Genomic DNA, 19,336 nt, shown 5'->3' with positions numbered 1-19,336 from the left:
GCCGACACCCTCCACACCACCGGCAACACCCACGAAGCCCTCCAATGGTTCCACCGCGTCATCGCCACCGACCCCCACCACACCACCGACGCACCCCAACGCATCACCCAACTCGAACAAGAACTGGCGGCGGAAAACGACGAGAAGTGAGCGACGTCGAGGGGTCGTCCACAGGCACCTCGACGCTGCACTGACGCCGTCCACAGCCCGTCAGGACGCCCTCGTCCAGCGGTGGAGGAGCGGCCACGCTGGGGAGATGACGCAGCAGCCATCGCACCAGAACCTCGTCTCCCTCACGGGCCGGGTGTCCGGCCCGCCCGAGCAGCGGACCCTGCCGAGCGGCGACGAGATCGTCACGTTCCGTCTGGTGGTCCGCCGGGACCCGCCTCGGGCAGGGGCCCGCGCTCGGTCGCGGCAGACCGTCGACACGATCGAGTGCGTCGCCTGGACCTCACGCCTGAGGCGGACCGTCTCACGCCTGGAGGACGGCGCGACCGTCGCGGTGACGGGGTGCCTGCGGCGTCGCTTCAGTCGAGCAGCCGGTGGCGGGCAGAGCTGGTACGCCGTCGAGCTGGCCTCGTGCAGTGCGGTGGCCGCCGCTCAGTAGTCTCGGAGGCATGCCTCTGCTGACCAGCGACGTCCCGCTCTGCGAGGCTCACGACCTCGTCATGCTCGACCTCGACGGTGTCGTCTACGTAGGGGCCGACGCCGTCCCCGGCGCCTCCGAGGCGCTGGAGACCTGCGTGAGCCACGGCGCACGGATCGCCTACCTGACCAACAACGCCGCACGTCCGGCTGGTGAGGTGGCTCGGCACCTGCGCGACCTCGGGATGCCCGTGCACGACGACGGCGAGGTCGTGACCTCGGCGCAGGCCGTGGCTCGGATGATCGCCGCCGACCTGCCGTCGGGCTCGCGCGTGCTGGTCGTCGGCGGACCGGGGCTGCGCGAGCCGCTCGAGGCGGCCGGACTCGTCTGCGTCGACTCCGCGGACGACGATCCCGCGGCCGTGGTGCAGGGGTTCCACCGCGAGATCGGGTGGCGCCACCTCGCGGAGGCCGCGTACGCGGTCGCCGCCGGACTTCCGTACTACGCCAGCAACCTGGACCTCAGCATCCCGACGCCACGGGGCACGGCGCCCGGCAACGGGACCCTCGTGCGCGCCGTCGTGGCCGCCACCGGACGGGAGCCCCGCGTCGCCGGCAAGCCCGAACGTCCCCTCTTCGACGAGACGCTGCGCCGGACGGGTGCCCGGCACCCCCTCATGGTCGGCGACCGCGTGGACACCGACATCGACGGCGCCACCCGGGCGGGCATCCCGGCGCTCGCCGTGCTGACCGGCGTGAGCGACCTCGCGGAGCTGGCGGCGCTCGCGCCCGACCGCCGCCCGGGCTTCGTCTCCACCGACCTGCGTGGCCTGGTCGAGCAGCACCTCGCCGTCGTCGTCGACGGGGACACCTCCCGGTGCGGCGACGCGACCGCAGAGCGCAGGACCGGCACCGTCGTGCTGACGAGCGGCGACCCCGCCGCCACGACGTCGGTGCGCGCGGTCCTCGGCCTCGCCTGGTCGGCCGTGGACGCCGGGCACGACGCGCCGGACGTCCGTCTGGGAGGATGACACGGTGACCGAGCACCACGACCCCGCGAGCGAGGCGTCCGCGCAGCCGCCCGTGGACGACGGCGTCGACCCGGTGGCGGCACTCGTCGCGCAGGCCCAGGAGGCCTGTGCCGACCACCCCGAGCTGCTGACCCTGGTCGAACAGCTCGAGCGGCTCGAGGAGGTCGAGCTGGCCCGTCGCCCCGAGGTGCTCGACGCGGTGCACCGCACCCTGCGCGAGGTGCTCACGGGGGCGAGCAGGCCGGGCCGCTCCTCGTGAGCCGGCGGGTCCGGCTCGACGCGGAGCTCGTGCGCCGGGGGCTCGCGCGCTCCCGTGACCACGCCGGTCAGCTCATCGCGGACGGCAAGGTGCTGGTCGCCGGCCAGCGGGCGGCGAAGCCGGCCACGCAGGTCGGCACCGACCAGGCCGTCGTCGTCCGGGAGGACGACGACCCGGGATGGGCCTCCCGCGGCGCGCACAAGCTGCTCGGGGCCCTCGAGGTGTTCGAGCCGCAGGGACTGCGGCTGCAGGGTCGGCGCGTGCTCGACGCCGGCGCCTCCACCGGCGGGTTCACCGACGTGCTGCTCCGCCGCGACGTGCGCGAGGTCGTGGCGGTCGACGTCGGGTACGGCCAGCTCGTCTGGCGGCTGCGCGACGACCCGCGGGTCCAGGTGCACGACCGCACGAACGTGCGCACCCTGACCCGCGAGGACGTCGGCGGCGCCGTCGACGCGGTCGTCTCCGATCTGTCGTTCATCTCCCTTACCGTGGTGATGCCCGCGTTGACCGCCGTCTGCCAGGAGGAGGGCGACATCGTGCTGATGATCAAGCCCCAGTTCGAGGTGGGCCGCGGCAACCTCGGCAAGAACGGGGTCGTGCGCGACCCCGAGCTGCATGCCGACGCGGTGCTGCGCGTCTGCGCGAGCGGGCTCGAGCAGGGGTGGGGCACCCACGGGCTGGCGGCCAGCCCGCTGCCCGGACCGGCGGGGAACGTCGAGTACTTCTGCTGGCTGCGGCGCGACCCCGAGCCGTCGGTGCCCGACCGCTCGGCCGTCGCCGACGTCGTCGCGCGCGGGCCCCTCGGGACGGCGGACGGGGACGACGCATGAGCGAGCGCCGCGTCCTGCTGATCGTCCACACCGCACGCGAGGAGGCGACGTCGCTCGCGGCGCGCCTGGCCACCGACCTGCGCAGTGCCGACATCGGTGTCTGCGTGCTGGAGTCCGACCGCGACGACCTCGTGGCGGCCGGGATCGGCGAGGTCGGCGTGATCCCTGCGCGGGAGGGCGCGGCCCACGGCTGCGAGCTCGCGGTGGTCCTCGGTGGCGACGGCACCATCCTGCGCGCCACCGAGATCTGCCGGGGCACCCAGACGCCGGTGCTCGGTGTGAACCTCGGGCACGTCGGATTCCTCGCCGAGGCCGACGTCGACGACCTGCAGGCCGTCGTGCAGGGCGTCGTCGACCGGACCTACCGGGTCGAGGAGCGGCTGACGATCGAGGTCACGGTCAGCGTCGGCGACGAGGTCGTCGCGACGAACTGGGCGCTCAACGAGGCCACCGTCGAGAAGGCCTCGCGCGAGCGCATGCTCGAGCTGGTCGTCGAGATCGACGACCGGCCCGTCTCGCGCTGGGGGTGCGACGGCGTCGTCTGCGCCACGCCCACCGGCTCCACCGCCTACAACTTCAGCGCCGGCGGACCGATCGTGTGGCCGGAGGTCGAGGCCCTGCTGATGGTCCCGATCAGCGCGCACGCCCTCTTCGCGCGGCCGCTGGTCGTCTCGCCCAACTCGACCCTGGCGATCGAGGTCATGGGGGAGACGACCGCGGGGGTGCTCTGGTGCGACGGGCGCCGTGCCGCGGAGCTGCCGCGGGGCGCCCGTGTGGAGGTCCGACGTGCCACCACCCCGGCCCGCCTCGCCCGGCTCCACGAGGCGCCCTTCGCCGACCGGCTCGTCCGCAAGTTCGACCTGCCCGTCGCAGGCTGGCGCGGCACGGCGGAGCAGCGTCGCCTCGGGCGACGGGTCGAGGACGTCTGATGTGGCAGCACCTGCGGCTCAGCTCGCTCGGTGTCATCGAGTCCGCCGAGCTCGAGCTCGACGCGGGCTTCACCGTCATCACCGGTGAGACGGGGGCGGGCAAGACCATGGTCGTGACGGCGCTCGGGCTGCTGCGCGGCGGGCGTGCCGACGCGGGCCTCGTGCGGCACGGCGAGCGCCAGGCGCGGGTCGAGGCGAGCGTCGAGGTGCCGGGCGGGTCGCCGGTCGTGCGCACGGTCGAGGACGCCGGGGGCACGGTCGACGACCACGTCGTCGTGCTGGGTCGGGTGCTGTCGGCGCAGGGCCGGTCGCGTGCCGTCGCCGGCGGTGCGACCGTGCCGGCCGCGGTGCTGTCCGACGTGACCGACGCCCTGGTGGCGGTGCACGGACAGTCCGACCAGCACCGGCTGCTGCGCGGGTCGGCCCAGCGGTCGGCGCTCGACGCCTTCGCGGGCGACTCGCTCGCGGCGCTCGCGGACGAGTACGCCCCGCGGTACGCCCGGCTGCGCTCCGCGCGGGCGCGCCTGGAGGAGCTGCGCCAGCACGGGCGGGAACGGGCCCGCCAGCTCGACCTCCTGCAGCACGGACTCGCGGAGATCGCCGACGTCCAGCCGCGGGAGGGCGAGGACGAGGAGCTGGTCACCGAGGAGGGCCGGCTCGCCCACGCCGAGGCGCTGGTGCAGGCCGCGCTGACCGCGCACGAGGGTCTCGCCGGCGACCACGGCGCCGCCGCGCGCGACGTCGTCGCCTCCGGGTCGGCGGCGCTGCAGGACGTCGCCGGGCACGATCCCGAGCTCGACGACGTGGCACAGCGGCTGCGCGAGGTGGGCATCCTGCTCGACGAGGTCGCGGCCGACCTGAGCGCCTACGCCCACGGTGTCGAGGTCGACCCCGCCCGGCTGGCCGCGGTCCAGGAACGCCGTGCGGCCCTCGCGGCCCTCCAGCGCAAGTACGGCCCCTCCGTCGCCGACGTGCTGGCCTGGCAGGAGAAGGCTGCCGCCGAGGCCGGGGAGCTCGACCACGACGACCAGGCCATCGCCGACCTCGAGGCGGAGGTCGAGGCGCTCGAGCCCCAGGTGCTGGACCTCGCCCACCGCATGAGCGAGGTGCGCCGGGAGGCCGGCACCCGGCTCGCGGCGCTGGTGGGGGAGGAGCTCACCCAGCTGGCCATGCCGTCGGCCCGGCTCGAGGTCGCCGTCAGCGTGCCCGAGGGCGCCGTTCCCGCGGCCCACGGCATCGACGACGTCGAGCTGCTCTTCGCCGCCAACAACGGCTCCGCACCGCGTCCGCTGGCGAAGGGGGCGAGCGGGGGCGAGCTGTCGCGCCTCATGCTGGCGCTCGAGGTGGTCCTCGCCGACCAGGGCACGGTCCCGACGCTGGTGTTCGACGAGGTCGACGCGGGCATCGGCGGGCGCGCGGCGGTCGAGGTGGGCCGCCGGCTCGCCCGGCTGGCCGAGGGCCCCCAGGTGCTGGCGGTGACGCACCTGCCGCAGGTGGCGGCCTTCGCACACCACCACTTCCACGTCATGAAGGACGACGACGGCAACGTCACGAGCAGCAGCGTCGTGCGGCTCGACGGCCAGGCGCGTGTCGACGAGCTGGCGCGGATGCTCGCCGGCCAGGACGAGTCCGAGGCCGCGCAGGCGCACGCCCGCGAGCTGCTGGAGCTGGCCGGACGGCTCTGAGCCGACCGGCCGACGCGCCGTGACGCGCCGACCCGACCTGCCAGGAGGGCCGGGGTGTGCGTGCCACGATGGACGACGATGTCTCGACGCACCCGATCCACCGACGACACGACCGGCGACATCGTCGGGGTCGTGCGCTTCGCCCGCGCCGGTGACGGTGCCGCCAAGTCGCTCCGCGCGGGCGACATCGCCGTCGTCGACCTGCCCGACCTCGACCGCGCCCAGGCCGACGCCCTGGTGCAGCGCAAGGTCCGGGCGGTGCTGAACGCGGCGGAGTCCTCGACCGGTCGCTACCCCAACTCCGGTCCGCAGGTGCTGGCCGACGCCGGCATCGCCCTCGTCGACCACGTCGGTGCGGGCATCTGGACCCGGCTGCGCAGCGGCGACACCGTCCGCATCGCCGACGGCAAGATCTTCAAGAACGAGGTGCTCGTCGCGCAGGGCCAGATGGTCGACGACGCGACCCGCTCCGAGCGGCTCGGTGCCGCGGAGCGCGAGCTCGCCACGAAGCTGGGCTCGCTCACCGCGAACGCCTCCGACCACCTGGAGCGCGAGCGTGCCCTGCTGCTCGAGGGCGCCAGGATCCCGCGTCTCGACCCCAAGCTCCGTGGTCGGCCCGTGGTCGTCGTCTCGCGCGCCTACCAGTGGGAGCACGACCTCAAGGCGATCCGTCGCTGGATCCGCGACTCCGGCGCGGTCGTCGTCGGCGTGGCCGCCGGCGCCGACGCCCTGCTGGAGACCCGCATCAAGCCCGACGTCGTGATCGGGCACCTCCAGGACCTGTCCGACCGCGCCCTGCGCAGCGGCGCCGACGTGGTCGTCGTGAGCCCGTCGGGACGCACCGACGGTGCGGAGCGCTTCGAGCGCGCGCACGTCGACGTGACCGTGTTCCAGGCGACGGGCTCCGCAGCCGACCTCGCGATCCTGCTGGCCGACGCGAACGACGCGCCGGTCGTCGTCGAGGTCGGGGCGCCGCGCGGCCTGGTCGAGTTCCTCGAACGGGGCACGGCCGACGTGGCCAGCTCGTTCGTCACGCGGCTGCGGACGTCGGCGACGCTCGTCGACGCGCACGCCGTGGCCCACTTCACCCGCCGCACCATGCCCGCGTGGCCCGTGCTGCTCATCCTGCTCGCGGGCGTCCTGGCCGTCGTCGCCGCCGTGGGCACCACGCCCACGGGCGCCGACTGGTACGCCGTGCTCGGCGAGCGCCTGGCCGACCTCCGCACCTGGCTCGAAGGACTGCTGTAGATGATCACCTTCCGGTACCACCTCGTCTCGATCGCCGCGGTCCTGCTGGCCCTGGCCGCGGGCGTCGCGCTCGGCGCCGGCGCGCTCGACGGCCGCTTCGCCCCCGACCGCGAGCAGGGCTCGTCGTCGGCCGGCGACTCCGCGCTCGTGTCCTTCGAGAACGGGTACGCGGCGCGCACGTCGACCGGCCTCATCGAGGGCACCCTCGACGACCGGTCCGTCGTGCTGCTCACCCTGCCCGGCGCCGACGCGGAGCAGGTCGCCGGCGTCCGTCGCAACCTGGAGAGGGCAGGTGCGACGATCACCGGCACGGTCGCGCTGACCGCCAAGCTCGTCGACCCGGCCAACCGTCAGTTCGCCGAGAGCGTCACCGAGGAGGCGGCCCCCGACTCCTCCGGCGAGGGCTACGCGCGCGTCGGTGCGGCGCTGGGTCGTTCGCTGCTCGGCCGCGCCGGCCGCGAGCTCGACCAGACCGCACGCACGACGGCGTCCGCCTTCGAGGAGGGCGGTCTGACCTCGGCCAGCGCCGCACCCGAGCGGTTCGCCGGCCAGGCCGTCGTGGTCGCGGGCCCGTCGCGACTCGGCGACTCCGCCGAGGTCGTCACCGGTCTGCTGCGCGCGCTCGCCGGCACCGGCGACGGCACGCTGCTGGCCGGTCCGTCGGCGTCCAGCCTCGACGGTGGCGCGGTCGACGTCGTCCGCCGCGAGGCCTCCCAGGTCTCGACCGTCGACGTGACCGACTCGGCCGCCGGCCGGGCCGTCACGGCTCTCGCCCTCGCCCGCGTGGCCGCCGGCGAGACCGGTGCGTGGGGCACCTCGCGCAGCCAGGACGGCTCCGTCCCGCGCTAGTCCGGCGCGTGGTCGCCGCGCCGCCCCGGCTGGTCATGGCCGCCGCGGCGAGGGGCTACACTGGAATCCCGTGGAGCAGTGACGACCACGGCGCCCGCCGTCGGTCCCGCTGAGCCGCATCCAGGCCCACGACCACGGGAGTCACCTTGCAGGGCAGCGCCGTCACCAAGCACGTCTTCGTCACCGGAGGCGTCGCCTCCTCCCTCGGCAAGGGGCTCACCGCCTCCTCGCTCGGCCGGCTGCTGAAGTCCCGGGGACTGCGGGTCACGATGCAGAAGCTCGACCCGTACCTCAACGTCGACCCCGGCACCATGAACCCGTTCCAGCACGGCGAGGTCTTCGTCACCGACGACGGCGCCGAGACCGACCTCGACATCGGCCACTACGAGCGCTTCCTCGACGAGGACCTCGTCGGGCGTGCGAACGTCACCACCGGCCAGGTGTACTCCGACGTGATCGCCCGCGAGCGTCGCGGCGACTACCTCGGCGACACCGTCCAGGTGATCCCGCACATCACCAACGAGATCAAGGACCGGATGCTCGCGATGGGCGGGCCCGACGTCGACGTCGTCATCCACGAGATCGGCGGCACGGTCGGCGACATCGAGAGCCAGCCGTTCCTGGAGTCGGCGCGCCAGGTCCGCCACGAGATCGGCCGGGGGCACGTGTTCTTCCTGCACGTCTCGCTCGTGCCCTACATCGGCCCGTCCGGCGAGCTGAAGACGAAGCCGACGCAGCACTCGGTCGCCGCGCTGCGCTCGATCGGCATCCAGCCCGACGCGATCGTCTGCCGCTCCGACCGCGAGATCCCCGAGTCGGTCAAGCGCAAGATCTCGCTGATGTGCGACGTCGACACCGAGGCCGTCGTCACCGCCAGCGACGCCGCGTCGATCTACGACATCCCGAAGGTCGTGCACCGCGAGGGCCTCGACGCCTACGTCGTGCGCCGTCTCGACCTGCCGTTCCGCGACGTCGACTGGACCGAGTGGGACGCCCTGCTGCGTCGCGTGCACCAGCCGGCCGACGAGGTCACGATCGCGCTCGTCGGCAAGTACGTCGACCTGCCCGACGCCTACCTCTCGGTGGCCGAGGCCCTGCGCGCCGGCGGGTTCGCGAACGACACCAAGGTCCACCTGCGGTGGGTGCCCTCCGACGAGTGCGGCACCGAGTCGGGGGCCGCGCGCCACCTGGCCGACGTCGACGGCATCTGCGTGCCGGGCGGCTTCGGCATCCGCGGCATCGAGGGCAAGGTCGGCGCCCTGCAGCACGCCCGTACGCGCGGCATCCCGACGCTCGGACTCTGCCTCGGCCTGCAGTGCATGGTCATCGAGCACGCTCGCCACGTCGCCGGCATCCCGGGCGCGAGCTCCACGGAGTTCGACCCCGACGCGAGCGACCCCGTGATCGCGACGATGGCCGAGCAGCACGCCTTCGTCGAGGGCGCTGGCGACCTCGGCGGCACCATGCGTCTCGGTCTCTACGAGGCCGCGCTGGCTCCGGGCAGCGTCGTCGCCGGCGTCTACGGCGCCGACAAGGTCGAGGAGCGGCACCGTCACCGCTACGAGGTGAACAACGGCTACCGCGACCGCCTCGAGGCGGCAGGGCTGGTGTTCAGCGGCACGTCGCCCGACGGGACGCTCGTGGAGTTCGTCGAGCTGCCCGCCGACGTGCACCCGTTCTACGTGGCCACGCAGGCCCACCCGGAGCTGCGCTCGCGGCCGACGCGCCCGCACCCGCTGTTCGCCGGCCTGGTCAAGGCAGCGCTCAAGCGTCAGCGCGAGACGCGGCTGCCGGTCGAGGTCCCGGCGACCGGTGCCGACGTGGTCGAGGGCGCCGACGCGCCGACGTCGTGAGCCCGCACCCCACGCTGCCCGGCGTCCTGGTCGACGAGGTCGCCGACCGGGCCGAGTCCTGGCCCGTCGCGTCCCACGAGCAGGTCTTCACCAGCGGCTACCTCGACGTCGAGGTCGACGCGATCGTCGACCCGAGCGGCGACGAGCACCGACGCGTCGTGGTGCGTCCGCAGGGTGCCGTGGGCGTGCTCGCCCTCGACGAGGACGACCGGCTGCTCCTCGTCGTGCAGTACCGGCACCCGGTCGGGGCACGCCTGGTCGAGCTGCCCGCGGGCACCCTCGACGTCGCGGGGGAGGAGCCGCAGGAGGCCGCCGCCCGCGAGCTGGCCGAGGAGGCCGACGTCGTCGCTGCCGACTGGGCGCCGCTGCTGTCGATCGTCTCGAGCGGCGGGTACTCCAGCGAGGTGTGCCAGGTCTACCGGGCGACCGGCCTGCGCCCGGTCCCCGAGGACGAGCGCACCGAGCGCCACGCCGAGGAGGCCGACATGGAGCAGTGGTGGGTCCCCTTCGAGTCCGTCGTCGACGCGGTGCTCGACGGGCGGGTCCGCGACGCGACGATGTGCGCCGCGGTGCTCGCCGAGGCGGCCCGCCGCGCCCGCGGCTGAGCCGGCGACGATGAGCGACGCCGGCGACCTCGACCGCGCCGTCCAGGACTACCTGGGCCACCTCGGCGTGGAGCGGGGTCTCGCCGCCAACACGCTCGGCAGCTACCGGCGCGACCTGCGCCGCTACCGCGAGCACCTGCACGGTGCCGGCGTGCACGACGTGGCTGACGTGGCGGAGACCGACGTGCTGGCCTTCCTCGCGGCGCTGCGCACGGGCGACGAGGAGCACGCGCCCCTCGGCGCCTCGAGCGCCGCGCGGGCGGTCGTCGCGGTGCGGGGGTTCCACAAGTTCTGCCTGCGCGAGCAGCTCGTCGCGACCGACGTGACGGCGGCCGTGAAGCCGCCCCGTCCCGCCTCGCGGCTGCCGAAGGCGCTGCCGCTCGACCAGGTCGAGGCGATCCTCGAGGCTGCCGGCGCGGCGGGGACGAGCCTGGCCAAGCGCGACCGCGCGCTGCTGGAGGTGCTGTACGGCACGGGGTCGCGGATCTCCGAGGCGGTCGGTCTCGACGTCGACGACCTCGACCTGGAGGAGGGCACGGCCCTGCTGCGCGGCAAGGGCGGCAAGCAGCGCATCGTGCCGGTGGGCTCCTACGCGGCGGCCGCGCTGGGCGACTACCTGACCGTCGCCCGACCGGGGCTCGTGTCGGCCACCGGACGCGGTGGGGCGGCCCTGTTCCTGAACGCCCGCGGAGGACGGCTGAGCCGCCAGAGCGCGTGGACGGTGCTGTCCCGGGCAGCGCGTGCCGCCGGGGTCGATGCCGACGTCTCGCCGCACACCCTGCGGCACAGCTTCGCGACCCACCTCCTCGACGGCGGTGCCGACGTCCGCGTCGTGCAGGAGCTGCTCGGGCACGCCTCGGTCACCACGACGCAGATCTACACGCTCGTGACGGTCGACCGGTTGCGCGAGGTCTACGCGACGTCGCACCCCCGCGCCGTCGACTGAGCAGGAGCGCCGGGAGAGCGGTCCCGACCGGCGGGGCCAGGCGCGCCGGGACGCCCGTCGAGCGCGGTACAGTGGCCCGACGATCGCCGGGCGGCGACCGGCCGCGGCGTAAGGAGACTGATGAGCGACGAACTCGGACCCACCGGACGCCCCGCGCCCGACTTCCCCGAGCCGTCACCGCGCCAGGGCGGCCGACCCGCGCAGATCATCGCGATGTGCAACCAGAAGGGCGGCGTCGGCAAGACGACGACCACCATCAACCTGGGTGCGGCGCTGGTCGAGGCGGGACGGCGGGTGCTGCTGCTCGACTTCGACCCGCAGGGCTCGCTGACGGTCGGGCTGGGCTTCAACGCCCACGACCTCGAGCAGTCGATCTACCACGTGCTGATGGACCGCGAGCTGACGCTCAAGGACATCGTCCTCGAGACGTCGGTGCCGGGCCTCGACCTCGTGCCCGCCAACATCGACCTCTCCGCTGCCGAGATGCGTCTCGTGACCGAGGTCGGCCGCGAGCAGGTGCTCGCCCGCGCGCTGCACCCCGTGCTGCACGACTACGACGTCGTGCTCATCGACTGCCAGCCGTCGCTGGGCCTGCTCACCGTGAACGCCCTGACGGCTGCCGACGGCGTGATCATCCCGCTGGAGTGCGAGTACTTCGCGCTGCGCGGCGTGGCGCTGCTCAAGGAGACGATCGAGAAGGTCCGCGACCGCACCAACTTCGACCTGCGCATCATCGGCCTGCTCGGCACGATGTACGACGGTCGCACGCTGCACGGCCGTGAGGTGCTGCAGACGCTGGTGCAGGGCTGGGGCGACCTCGTCTTCCACACCGTCATCCGACGCACCGTCAAGTTCTCCGACGCGACGGTCGCCGGCGTGCCGATCACCGAGTACGCCGCCAGCTCGCCGGGAGCCGACGCGTACCGCCAGCTCGCCCGGGAGGTGCTGCACCGATGCCCCGACGCGTGAGCATGCCCGGGGCGGACGAGCTGTTCCGTCCCACGGCGCCCTCCGCCCGCTCGCGCCGCCCCGCACCCGACCCGAGCGTCGAGCCGGACCAGGCCGAGCAGGAGCCCGCCGGGTCCGCTGCTCCCGCGGCACCGCGCGACAGCGGACGCATCAAGCACGACGAGAAGATGACGGTCTACGTCACGAGCGAGGAGCTGCTGGCGATCGAGCAGGCCCGGCTCCAGCTGCGCAGCAGCGTGCGGCGCAACGTCGACCGCGGACGCCTGGTGCGGGCCGCGATCGCCCTGGCGCTGGAGGACCTCGAGACCCGCGGCGACGACAGCGACCTCGCCCGGCGGCTCGGCTCGGCATGAGCCTGTCGGCCGACGACACGCAGGCCACGGAGGCGGACGGCTTCCGCGTCGACGTCGGGGTCTTCGACGGCCCCTTCGACCTCCTGCTGTCGCTCATCTCCAAGCACCAGCTCGACATCACCGAGGTGGCGCTGTCGACCGTGACGACGGAGTTCATCGCCTACGTCCGCGAGCTCGGTGGCGACCTGGAGCAGACGACGCAGTTCCTCGTCGTCGCCGCCACGCTCCTCGACCTCAAGACGGCCCGGCTGCTGCCGCAGGCCGACGTCGAGGACGAGGAGGACCTCGCCCTGCTGGAGGCGCGCGACCTGCTGTTCGCCCGGCTCATGCAGTACCGCGCCTTCAAGCAGGTGGCGAGCTTCCTCGCCGACCGCCTCGCGACGGAGGGGAAGCGCTACCCGCGCCAGGTGGGGCTCGAGCCGCGGTTCGCCGCGCTGCTGCCCGAGGTGGTCTTCTCGATCGGCCCCGACGAGCTGGCGGCTCTCGCCGCCCGGGCGCTGCAGCCGAGGCCCGAGCCCGTGCTGTCGCTCGCGCACCTGCACGCCCCGACCGTGAGCGTGCGGGAGCAGGCGCACCTCGTCGTCGACCGGCTGCGCCGCGAGCGCACCACCACCTTCCGCGCGCTGACCGCCGACGCTGACCTCATGACGACCGTGGCGCGCTTCCTCGCCCTGCTCGAGCTGTTCCGGGAGGGTGTCGTCGGCTTCGACCAGGCCAGCCCGCTCGGCGACCTGCACCTGCGCTGGACCGGCGGTGACGACGACGTCGACATCGACGTCGGCGACGAGTTCGACGGTCACACCGCCGACGACGGGATCACCCCCGCCCTGACCATCCCGGAGGACGACGATGCCTGACGCCACGCCCGACGCGAGCACCACCGAGGCGCCCGTCGACGAGACGGCACCCCCTGAACAGGAGACGGGCGGGCAGGAGACGGGCGACAAGGAAGGGCCCACGGACGGGTCGCTCCGTGGCCCGCACGAGCTGGAGCTCGAGCTGCTCGCGCTGCGGCCGGCGCTGGAGGCGGTGCTGATGGTCGCCGACCAGCCCCTCGACCACCTGACCCTCGCCCAGGCCGTGGGCCACCCGCCCGTGGAGGTGCAGGCCGCCCTCTCCGAGCTGGCGGCGGAGTACGCCGAGCAGGGACGCGGCTTCGAGCTGCGCCACGTCGGTGGCGGCTGGCGCTACTTCACGCGCGAGGCCTTCGCGCCGGCCGTCGAGCGGTTCGTGCTCGACGGGCAGCAGGCCCGGCTCACCCAGGCGGCGCTCGAGACGCTGGCCGTGGTCGCGTACCGCCAGCCCGTGAGCCGTTCGCGGATCTCGGCGATCCGCGGGGTCAACGTCGACGGCGTGGTGCGCACGCTGGTCACGCGCGGACTCCTGGAGGAGGCCGGCACCGACCCCGAGAGCGGGGCGCACCTGTACCGGACCAGCAGCTACTTCCTCGAGCGGATGGGGCTCGCGTCGCTCGCGGAGCTGCCCGACATCGCACCCATGCTGCCGGACATCGAGGACATGGAGGACGACCTCGTGCCCCCGGGCGTCTCCGACGACGCGACGGCCGAGGTCGCCGACGGACTCGACACCGACGACCCAGGATCGTCCGCTCCCGGCTCGTCCACCCCAGACTCGCCCATCCCGGGTCCGACCGAGGGGGAGGGGACCGCGTGAGCGACGCCGAGGGCATCCGCCTGCAGAAGGTGCTCGCCCAGGCCGGGGTCGGCAGCCGTCGCCGCTGCGAGGAGCTGATGGCGACCGGCCGGGTCGAGGTCAACGGCGAGGTCGTCACCCAGATGGGCATCCGGGTCGACCCGCACACCGACCTCGTGCGGGTCGACGGTCGGCGCATCCCGCCACCGTCGGACCACGCCTACCTCGTGCTCAACAAGCCGCGCGGTGTCGTCTCGTCGATGGCCGACGAGCAGGGTCGCCGCGACCTGACGGAGTTCGTGGCCGGACGCGACGAGCGCCTGTTCCACGTGGGCCGTCTCGACACCGACACCTCGGGCCTGCTGCTGCTCACCAACGACGGCGACCTCGCCCACCGGCTCGCGCACCCGTCGTACGAGTTCACCAAGACCTACGTCGCCCTCGTCGACGGTGCGGTCGGCGACGCGGTGGGCCGTCGGCTGCGCGACGGCATCGAGCTCGAGGACGGCCCGGCCGCCGTCGACCGCTTCGTCGTGAAGGACCGTTCCCGAGGTCGCTCGTTGGTCGAGCTCGACCTGCACATGGGGCGCAACCGGATCGTGCGACGCATGCTCGCTGCGGTCGGCCACCCGGTCGTGGAGCTGACACGCACGACCTTCGGCCCGATCCACCTCGGCGGCCTCGGGGTGGGACGCTCGCGCGAGCTGACCCGCGAGGAGCTGGGGGACCTGTTCGATAGCGTGTCCGCATGACGTCGCTGCCCCCGACCCTCGTCGTCGGGTGCGGCCTCATCGGCACCTCGGTGGCGCTCGCGCTGCGCGAGCACGGCATCGACGTCCACCTGAGCGACCGCGACCCCGAGCACGTCGCCGCCGCCGTCGAGCGGGGGGCAGGCAGTGCCGAGCCGGTGCACGACCCGGCGCTCGTGGTCGTCGCGGTGCCCCCACGGGCCACCGCCGCCGCCGTGCGGGAGGCGCTCGAGACCTACCCCGCCGCCGTCGTCACCGACGTCGCGAGCGTCAAGGGCAGCGTCGCGCGCGAGGTCGCCGGGGGAGCCGGCCTCGACCGCTACGTGGGCAGCCACCCGATGGCCGGGAGCGAGCGCTCCGGACCGCTGGCGGCCTCGGCGCGGCTGTTCGAGGGACGACCCTGGGTCATCACGCCCGCGGCCGGCGCCACCGACGCGGCCGTGCGGCTGGTCGAGGAGGTCGCCGTGATGCTGGGCGCCGTGCCCACCGTGATGGACGCCGACACGCACGACCGTGCCGTCGCGCTCGTGTCGCACGTGCCGCAGGTGCTGTCGACGCTGACCGCCGCACGCCTCGTGGACGCACCGCCCGCGCACCTCGCCCTCGCGGGCCAGGGGCTGCGCGACGTCACCCGGGTGGCCGGCAGCGACCCCGCGCTCTGGCGCGACATCATCACCACGAACGCCGCCGAGATCGGCGCCGTCCTCACGGCCGTGCGCGACGACCTCGACACCCTGATCGACGCGCTGCGCGACCGCGACGTGGTCGGCGGCGTGCTCGAGGCCGGTCGCGTCGGCACCCGAGCCATCCCCGGCAAGCACGGCGGCGAGCCCGTCGAGCTGGTCGTCGTCAACGTGCAGGTGCCCGACACCCCCGGGGCGCTGTCCCGGCTGTTCGCCCACGTGGGCGAGTCGGGCGTCAACATCGAGGACCTGCGCATCGACCACGAGCTCGGTCGCCCGGTGGGACTCGTCGAGATCGCGGTCGCCGCCGACCGTGCCGACGAGCTCGTCGCCCGGCTCACCGAACGCGCCTGGTCGGCCTACCGTTGATCCGTCCGTCCACCCCCTCCGAGGAGCCAGCACCTGTGAGCACCCCCTTCGTCGTCGCCGTCGACGGTCCGTCCGGATCGGGCAAGTCCAGCACCGCGCGGGGCGTGGCCACGCGCCTGTCGCTGGCCTACCTCGACACGGGCGCGATGTACCGCGCGGTCACGTGGGCGCTGCTGCAGCGTGGCACCGACCTCGGCGACCCCGCCGCCATCGCGCGTGACGCGGTCGACCTGCGGCTGGAGTCGGGCACCGACCCGCAGGCGCCCACCATCGCCGTCGACGGCACCGACGTCTCCGAGGCCGTCCGGGAGGACGACGTGAACGCGCACGTGAGCCCGGTGGCGGCAGTGCCGGAGGTGCGCAGCATGCTCGTCGACCAGCAGCGCGCGATCATCACCGAGGCCGCGGACGGCATCGTCGTGGAGGGTCGCGACATCGGGTCGACGGTGGCCCCTGACGCCCCGGTGAAGGTGTTCCTCGTCGCCGACGCGCAGGCGCGTGCCGCACGTCGCGCCGCGGAGCGGGGCGGGGCCGACGAGGCCGCGACCGCCGCGTCGCTGGCCGCCCGCGACGCCATCGACTCCACCCGCGCCACGTCGCCGCTGACCCGCGCCGACGGCGCCGTGCAGATCGACGGCACCCACCTGACCCTCGACGAGGTCGTCGACGCGGTGGTGCAGCTGGTCGAGGAGGCCCGGACGACGTGACCGAGCCCCTGGTCGGCGCCGGAGCCCCGGCGTACGCGCCGCGTGCCCTGCCGGAGGCAGGACTGCGGTCGCTGCGCCCGGCCGTGCGCCGCTACGTCGACCGACAGTGGGACGTGCGTCAGCGCGGCGCGCACCACGTGCCCGTCGCGGGCCCGGTCATCCTCGCCAGCAACCACGTGGGGTGGCTCGACGGCCCGCTGCTCATCCTGTGCGCCCCGCGCCACGCGCACGCGCTCGTCAAGCGGGAGGCCTTCGAGGGTCGCACGGCCCGGGTCCTGCGCCTCGCCGGACAGATCCCGGTGCGGCGGGAGGAGCGCGACGTCGGTGCCCTGCGCACGGCGGCCGGTGCGCTCGCGGCCGGCCAGTGCGTCGTCGTGTACCCGGAGGGCCAGCGCGGCGCGGGTGACGTGCGGCGGACCAAGGACGGCGTCGCCTGGCTCGCGATGGTCTCCGGCGCGCCCGTCGTGCCGGTGGCGCTGTTCGGCACGCGGGCACCGGGCGGGCACCCGGAGAGCAGGCCCGCGCGGGGCGCGCGCATCGACGTCGTCTACGGTGAACCCTTACGGATCGCGCCCGTTCCGTGGCCCCGCACCCGGGCCCACGTGGCCGAGGTCGGGCGCCGGATCACCGATCACCTGCGGCACCACGTCGAGTGGGCCGCGGACACCGGGCACCTGCAGCTGCCCGGCCCCCTGCCCGAAGGAACTGCCGATGTCTGAGTCCACCGCGCCGCGCGGCGACGCGCCCCTGCCCGTCCTGGCGGTCATCGGACGGCCCAACGTCGGCAAGTCGACGCTCGTCAACCGCATCATCGGCCGCCGCGAGGCCGTCGTCGAGGACGTCCCCGGCGTCACCCGCGACCGCGTGCCCTACGACGCGGAGTGGAACGGCAAGGCCTTCACCGTGGTCGACACCGGCGGCTGGGACCCCGACGCGCGCGGGCTCGCGGAGCGGATCGCCGCGCAGGCCGAGGTGGCCGTGCAGGCTGCCGACGCCGTCCTGTTCGTCGTCGACGCCACGGTCGGCATCACCGACGCCGACGAGGCGGTCGTGCGGATCCTGCGCGCGGCGAAGAAGCCCGTGGTCCTCGCGGCCAACAAGGTCGACGACCAACGGGGCGAGCTCGAGGCGGCGTCGCTCTGGAACCTGGGGCTCGGCGAGCCGTACCCCGTGTCCGCGCTGCACGGTCGCGGCAGCGGCGACATGCTCGACGCCGTCCTCGCCGCCCTGCCCGACGCGCCCGAGGAGCGGGAGTCCGAGATCGGCGGTCCGCGCCGGGTCGCCATCGTCGGCAAGCCCAACGTGGGCAAGTCGAGCCTGCTGAACCAGCTTGCGGGGGAGTACCGGGTCGTCGTCGACGACGCGTCCGGCACGACCGTCGACCCCGTCGACGAGCTCGTGGAGCTGGGCGGACGCGAGTGGCGGTTCATCGACACCGCCGGCATCCGCCGCCGGGTCCGCGAGGCCTCGGGGCACGAGTACTACGCGAGCCTGCGCACGTCGACGGCCATCGAGAGGGCCGAGGTGGCCGTCGTCATCGTCGACGCGAGCATGCCGTTCACCGAGCAGGACATCCGCATCGTGTCCTCGGTCGCCGAGACCGGCCGCGCCCTCGTCGTCGCGTTCAACAAGTGGGACAAGGTCGACGAGGAGCGCCGCTACTACCTGGAGCGCGAGATCGAGCGCGAGCTCGTGCAGGTGCAGTGGGCGCCGCGCATCAACATCGCCGCCCGCACCGGCTGGCACGTCGACCGGCTCGTGCGCGCGCTCGACGCCGCCCTCGAGGGCTGGGAGACGCGCATCGGCACGGGCGCGCTGAACTCCTTCCTCGGTCGGCTCGTCGCCGAGCACCCGCACCCCGTGCGGGGCGGCAAGCAGGCCAAGATCCTCTTCGGCACGCAGGCCTCGACCGCTCCGCCGACGTTCATCCTCTTCACGTCGGGGAAGCTGGAGGCGGGCTACGTGCGCTTCGTCGAGCGTCGGCTGCGCGAGGAGTTCGGCTTCGTCGGCACGCCGATCCACATCCAGCAGCGTCCGCGCGAGAAGCGCAAGCGCTGACGGGACGGGCTCGTGCCGCCGCGTTCGCCCCTGCCGCCCCGCCACGGGCTCGGCGCGGCCTGGGTGCGCACGCCCGACCACGACCGCACGCGGCCGTCGCCCGCCCCGACCATGGGCGCGTGGCTGCGCCAGAAGCTGCCCGAGCGGGTCGGCGTCGAGGAGCTGCTCGCCGAGGGTCGGTTCGTGCTCGACGACGGGACGCCGCTCACGGGTGAGGAGCCCTACCGTCCGCACACGTTCGTGTGGTTCCACCGCGCGCTGCGTGACGAGCCGGAGGTCCCGGGCACGATCGACGTGCTGCACGAGGACGAGCGGCTGCTGGTGGTCGACAAGCCGCCGTTCCTGGCCACGATCCCGCGCGGACGGCACGTGCGCCAGAGCGTCACCGTGCGGCTGCGCGACAGCCTCGACCTGCCCGAGCTGACGCCCGCGCACCGTCTGGACCGCGTGACGTCGGGCGTGCTGGTGCTGGTGAAGGAACGGCGGTGGCGCGGCGCCTACCAGCAGCTGTTCGCCGAGCGCGCGATGCGCAAGACGTACCTGGCGCTCGCGCCGTTCGACCCGTCCCTGGAGCTGCCGAGGACCGTGCGCGACCACGTGCGCAAGGACCGGGGGACCCTGCGCGCCGAGGTCGTGCCGGACGCCCCCGTGAACGCGGTGACGCACGTGGAGCTGCAGGAGGTCCGGGGCGACGAGGCCGTGTACCGGCTGCGCCCCGAGACCGGCCGCACCCACCAGCTGCGCCTGCACCTCTGCGGGCTCGGCGTGCCGATCGTCGGGGACCCGCTGTACCCCGACGTGCTCGACGTCGCGGTCGACGACATGACCACCCCGTTGCAGCTCCTGGCCCACGAGCTCGCCTTCACCGACCCCGTCGACGACGCTCCGCGTCGCTTCACGAGCCGCCGGACCCTGCCCCTCGCGAGCGCCTGAGGCCAGGTGGGGCCGCGGCGAGCGCGTACGGTAGGCTGGCTC

At 74.2% G+C, this 19,336-nt stretch carries 21 protein-coding genes; all 21 read left to right on the top strand.

The window, feature by feature from the left end:
* Positions 1-256 precede the first annotated feature (256 nt).
* Entirely contained in the window at positions 257-607 is a 351-nt protein-coding gene (locus NH339_RS04220) for a single-stranded DNA-binding protein (protein WP_253022876.1), read from the top strand.
* A 10-nt stretch (positions 608-617) separates the two neighbouring features.
* On the top strand, positions 618-1,616 hold the full coding sequence (locus tag NH339_RS04215; protein WP_253022874.1) for an HAD-IIA family hydrolase: 999 nt from the start codon (positions 618-620) through the stop codon (positions 1,614-1,616).
* Positions 1,617-1,620: 4 nt separating this feature from the next.
* On the top strand, positions 1,621-1,875 hold the full coding sequence (locus NH339_RS04210) for a hypothetical protein (RefSeq protein WP_253022863.1): 255 nt from the start codon (positions 1,621-1,623) through the stop codon (positions 1,873-1,875).
* Complete coding sequence (locus NH339_RS04205; RefSeq protein ID WP_253022861.1) at positions 1,872-2,705, top strand: TlyA family RNA methyltransferase; 834 nt, start codon at positions 1,872-1,874, stop codon at positions 2,703-2,705. The genes NH339_RS04210 and NH339_RS04205 overlap by 4 nt, the downstream gene beginning before the upstream one ends.
* Positions 2,702-3,634, top strand: coding sequence for an NAD kinase (locus tag NH339_RS04200; RefSeq protein ID WP_253022859.1), 933 nt, complete (start codon positions 2,702-2,704; stop codon positions 3,632-3,634). Before NH339_RS04205 ends, NH339_RS04200 begins: the two co-directional genes overlap by 4 nt.
* Positions 3,634-5,319: a DNA repair protein RecN gene (gene recN / locus NH339_RS04195; protein ID WP_253022857.1), complete on the top strand. Its 1,686-nt coding sequence runs from the start codon at positions 3,634-3,636 to the stop codon at positions 5,317-5,319. The genes NH339_RS04200 and recN overlap by 1 nt, the downstream gene beginning before the upstream one ends.
* A gap of 78 nt (positions 5,320-5,397) precedes the next feature.
* Entirely contained in the window at positions 5,398-6,567 is a 1,170-nt protein-coding gene (gene steA / locus NH339_RS04190; RefSeq protein WP_253022855.1) for a putative cytokinetic ring protein SteA, read from the top strand.
* Positions 6,568-7,416: a copper transporter gene (locus tag NH339_RS04185; RefSeq protein WP_253022845.1), complete on the top strand. Its 849-nt coding sequence runs from the start codon at positions 6,568-6,570 to the stop codon at positions 7,414-7,416.
* Between the two features lie 146 nt (positions 7,417-7,562).
* Positions 7,563-9,269, top strand: a complete 1,707-nt coding sequence (locus NH339_RS04180; protein WP_253022843.1) for a CTP synthase — start codon at positions 7,563-7,565, stop codon at positions 9,267-9,269.
* Complete coding sequence (locus tag NH339_RS04175; RefSeq protein WP_253022841.1) at positions 9,266-9,874, top strand: NUDIX hydrolase; 609 nt, start codon at positions 9,266-9,268, stop codon at positions 9,872-9,874. The genes NH339_RS04180 and NH339_RS04175 overlap by 4 nt, the downstream gene beginning before the upstream one ends.
* Positions 9,875-9,884: 10 nt before the next feature.
* Complete coding sequence (gene xerD, locus NH339_RS04170) at positions 9,885-10,820, top strand: site-specific tyrosine recombinase XerD (RefSeq protein ID WP_253022839.1); 936 nt, start codon at positions 9,885-9,887, stop codon at positions 10,818-10,820.
* Between the two features lie 120 nt (positions 10,821-10,940).
* Complete coding sequence (locus tag NH339_RS04165; RefSeq protein WP_067859124.1) at positions 10,941-11,789, top strand: ParA family protein; 849 nt, start codon at positions 10,941-10,943, stop codon at positions 11,787-11,789.
* On the top strand, positions 11,774-12,142 hold the full coding sequence (locus tag NH339_RS04160) for a hypothetical protein (protein ID WP_253022837.1): 369 nt from the start codon (positions 11,774-11,776) through the stop codon (positions 12,140-12,142). The genes NH339_RS04165 and NH339_RS04160 overlap by 16 nt, the downstream gene beginning before the upstream one ends.
* Positions 12,139-12,999 carry a ScpA family protein gene (locus tag NH339_RS04155; RefSeq protein ID WP_253022835.1) on the top strand — a complete coding sequence of 287 codons (861 nt, stop codon included), beginning with the start codon at positions 12,139-12,141 and terminating at the stop codon, positions 12,997-12,999. The genes NH339_RS04160 and NH339_RS04155 overlap by 4 nt, the downstream gene beginning before the upstream one ends.
* Positions 12,992-13,816, top strand: coding sequence for an SMC-Scp complex subunit ScpB (scpB, locus tag NH339_RS04150; protein WP_308207027.1), 825 nt, complete (start codon positions 12,992-12,994; stop codon positions 13,814-13,816). Before NH339_RS04155 ends, scpB begins: the two co-directional genes overlap by 8 nt.
* A complete protein-coding gene (locus NH339_RS04145) occupies positions 13,813-14,547 on the top strand; it encodes a pseudouridine synthase (protein ID WP_253022832.1) in 735 nt (244 codons plus the stop codon). Before scpB ends, NH339_RS04145 begins: the two co-directional genes overlap by 4 nt.
* Positions 14,544-15,596: a prephenate dehydrogenase gene (locus NH339_RS04140; RefSeq protein WP_253022830.1), complete on the top strand. Its 1,053-nt coding sequence runs from the start codon at positions 14,544-14,546 to the stop codon at positions 15,594-15,596. The genes NH339_RS04145 and NH339_RS04140 overlap by 4 nt, the downstream gene beginning before the upstream one ends.
* A 35-nt stretch (positions 15,597-15,631) precedes the next feature.
* The gene (gene cmk / locus NH339_RS04135; protein ID WP_253022828.1) at positions 15,632-16,303 is read left to right on the top strand and encodes a (d)CMP kinase; all 672 of its coding nucleotides are present in this window, start codon (positions 15,632-15,634) and stop codon (positions 16,301-16,303) included.
* Positions 16,300-17,022: a 1-acyl-sn-glycerol-3-phosphate acyltransferase gene (locus tag NH339_RS04130; protein WP_253022826.1), complete on the top strand. Its 723-nt coding sequence runs from the start codon at positions 16,300-16,302 to the stop codon at positions 17,020-17,022. Before cmk ends, NH339_RS04130 begins: the two co-directional genes overlap by 4 nt.
* Positions 17,015-18,361: a ribosome biogenesis GTPase Der gene (der, locus tag NH339_RS04125; RefSeq protein ID WP_067859104.1), complete on the top strand. Its 1,347-nt coding sequence runs from the start codon at positions 17,015-17,017 to the stop codon at positions 18,359-18,361. The genes NH339_RS04130 and der overlap by 8 nt, the downstream gene beginning before the upstream one ends.
* Positions 18,362-18,472: 111 nt before the next feature.
* Positions 18,473-19,294: a pseudouridine synthase gene (locus NH339_RS04120; protein WP_253022878.1), complete on the top strand. Its 822-nt coding sequence runs from the start codon at positions 18,473-18,475 to the stop codon at positions 19,292-19,294.
* The last annotated feature ends 42 nt before the right edge of the window (positions 19,295-19,336 follow it).

The organism is Aeromicrobium sp. CnD17-E (assembly GCF_024124745.1).
Taxonomy (GTDB): Bacteria; Actinomycetota; Actinomycetes; order Propionibacteriales; family Nocardioidaceae; genus Aeromicrobium.
This window is presented reverse-complemented; position numbering and strand designations above follow the sequence as displayed.

Excerpts from the sequence above, each read along its gene's own strand:
- NH339_RS04220 (WP_253022876.1), top strand. The coding sequence starts at position 257 with ATGACGCAGCAGCCATCGCACCAGAACCTCGTCTCCCTCACGGGCCGG.
- NH339_RS04215 (WP_253022874.1), top strand. The coding sequence starts at position 618 with ATGCCTCTGCTGACCAGCGACGTCCCGCTCTGCGAGGCTCACGACCTC.
- NH339_RS04200 (WP_253022859.1), top strand. The coding sequence starts at position 2,702 with ATGAGCGAGCGCCGCGTCCTGCTGATCGTCCACACCGCACGCGAGGAG.
- recN (WP_253022857.1), top strand. The coding sequence starts at position 3,634 with ATGTGGCAGCACCTGCGGCTCAGCTCGCTCGGTGTCATCGAGTCCGCC.
- steA (WP_253022855.1), top strand. The coding sequence starts at position 5,398 with ATGTCTCGACGCACCCGATCCACCGACGACACGACCGGCGACATCGTC.
- NH339_RS04185 (WP_253022845.1), top strand. The coding sequence starts at position 6,568 with ATGATCACCTTCCGGTACCACCTCGTCTCGATCGCCGCGGTCCTGCTG.
- xerD (WP_253022839.1), top strand. The coding sequence starts at position 9,885 with ATGAGCGACGCCGGCGACCTCGACCGCGCCGTCCAGGACTACCTGGGC.
- NH339_RS04165 (WP_067859124.1), top strand. The coding sequence starts at position 10,941 with ATGAGCGACGAACTCGGACCCACCGGACGCCCCGCGCCCGACTTCCCC.
- NH339_RS04160 (WP_253022837.1), top strand. The coding sequence starts at position 11,774 with ATGCCCCGACGCGTGAGCATGCCCGGGGCGGACGAGCTGTTCCGTCCC.
- NH339_RS04155 (WP_253022835.1), top strand. The coding sequence starts at position 12,139 with ATGAGCCTGTCGGCCGACGACACGCAGGCCACGGAGGCGGACGGCTTC.
- scpB (WP_308207027.1), top strand. The coding sequence starts at position 12,992 with ATGCCTGACGCCACGCCCGACGCGAGCACCACCGAGGCGCCCGTCGAC.
- NH339_RS04140 (WP_253022830.1), top strand. The coding sequence starts at position 14,544 with ATGACGTCGCTGCCCCCGACCCTCGTCGTCGGGTGCGGCCTCATCGGC.
- der (WP_067859104.1), top strand. The coding sequence starts at position 17,015 with ATGTCTGAGTCCACCGCGCCGCGCGGCGACGCGCCCCTGCCCGTCCTG.
- NH339_RS04120 (WP_253022878.1), top strand. The coding sequence starts at position 18,473 with ATGGGCGCGTGGCTGCGCCAGAAGCTGCCCGAGCGGGTCGGCGTCGAG.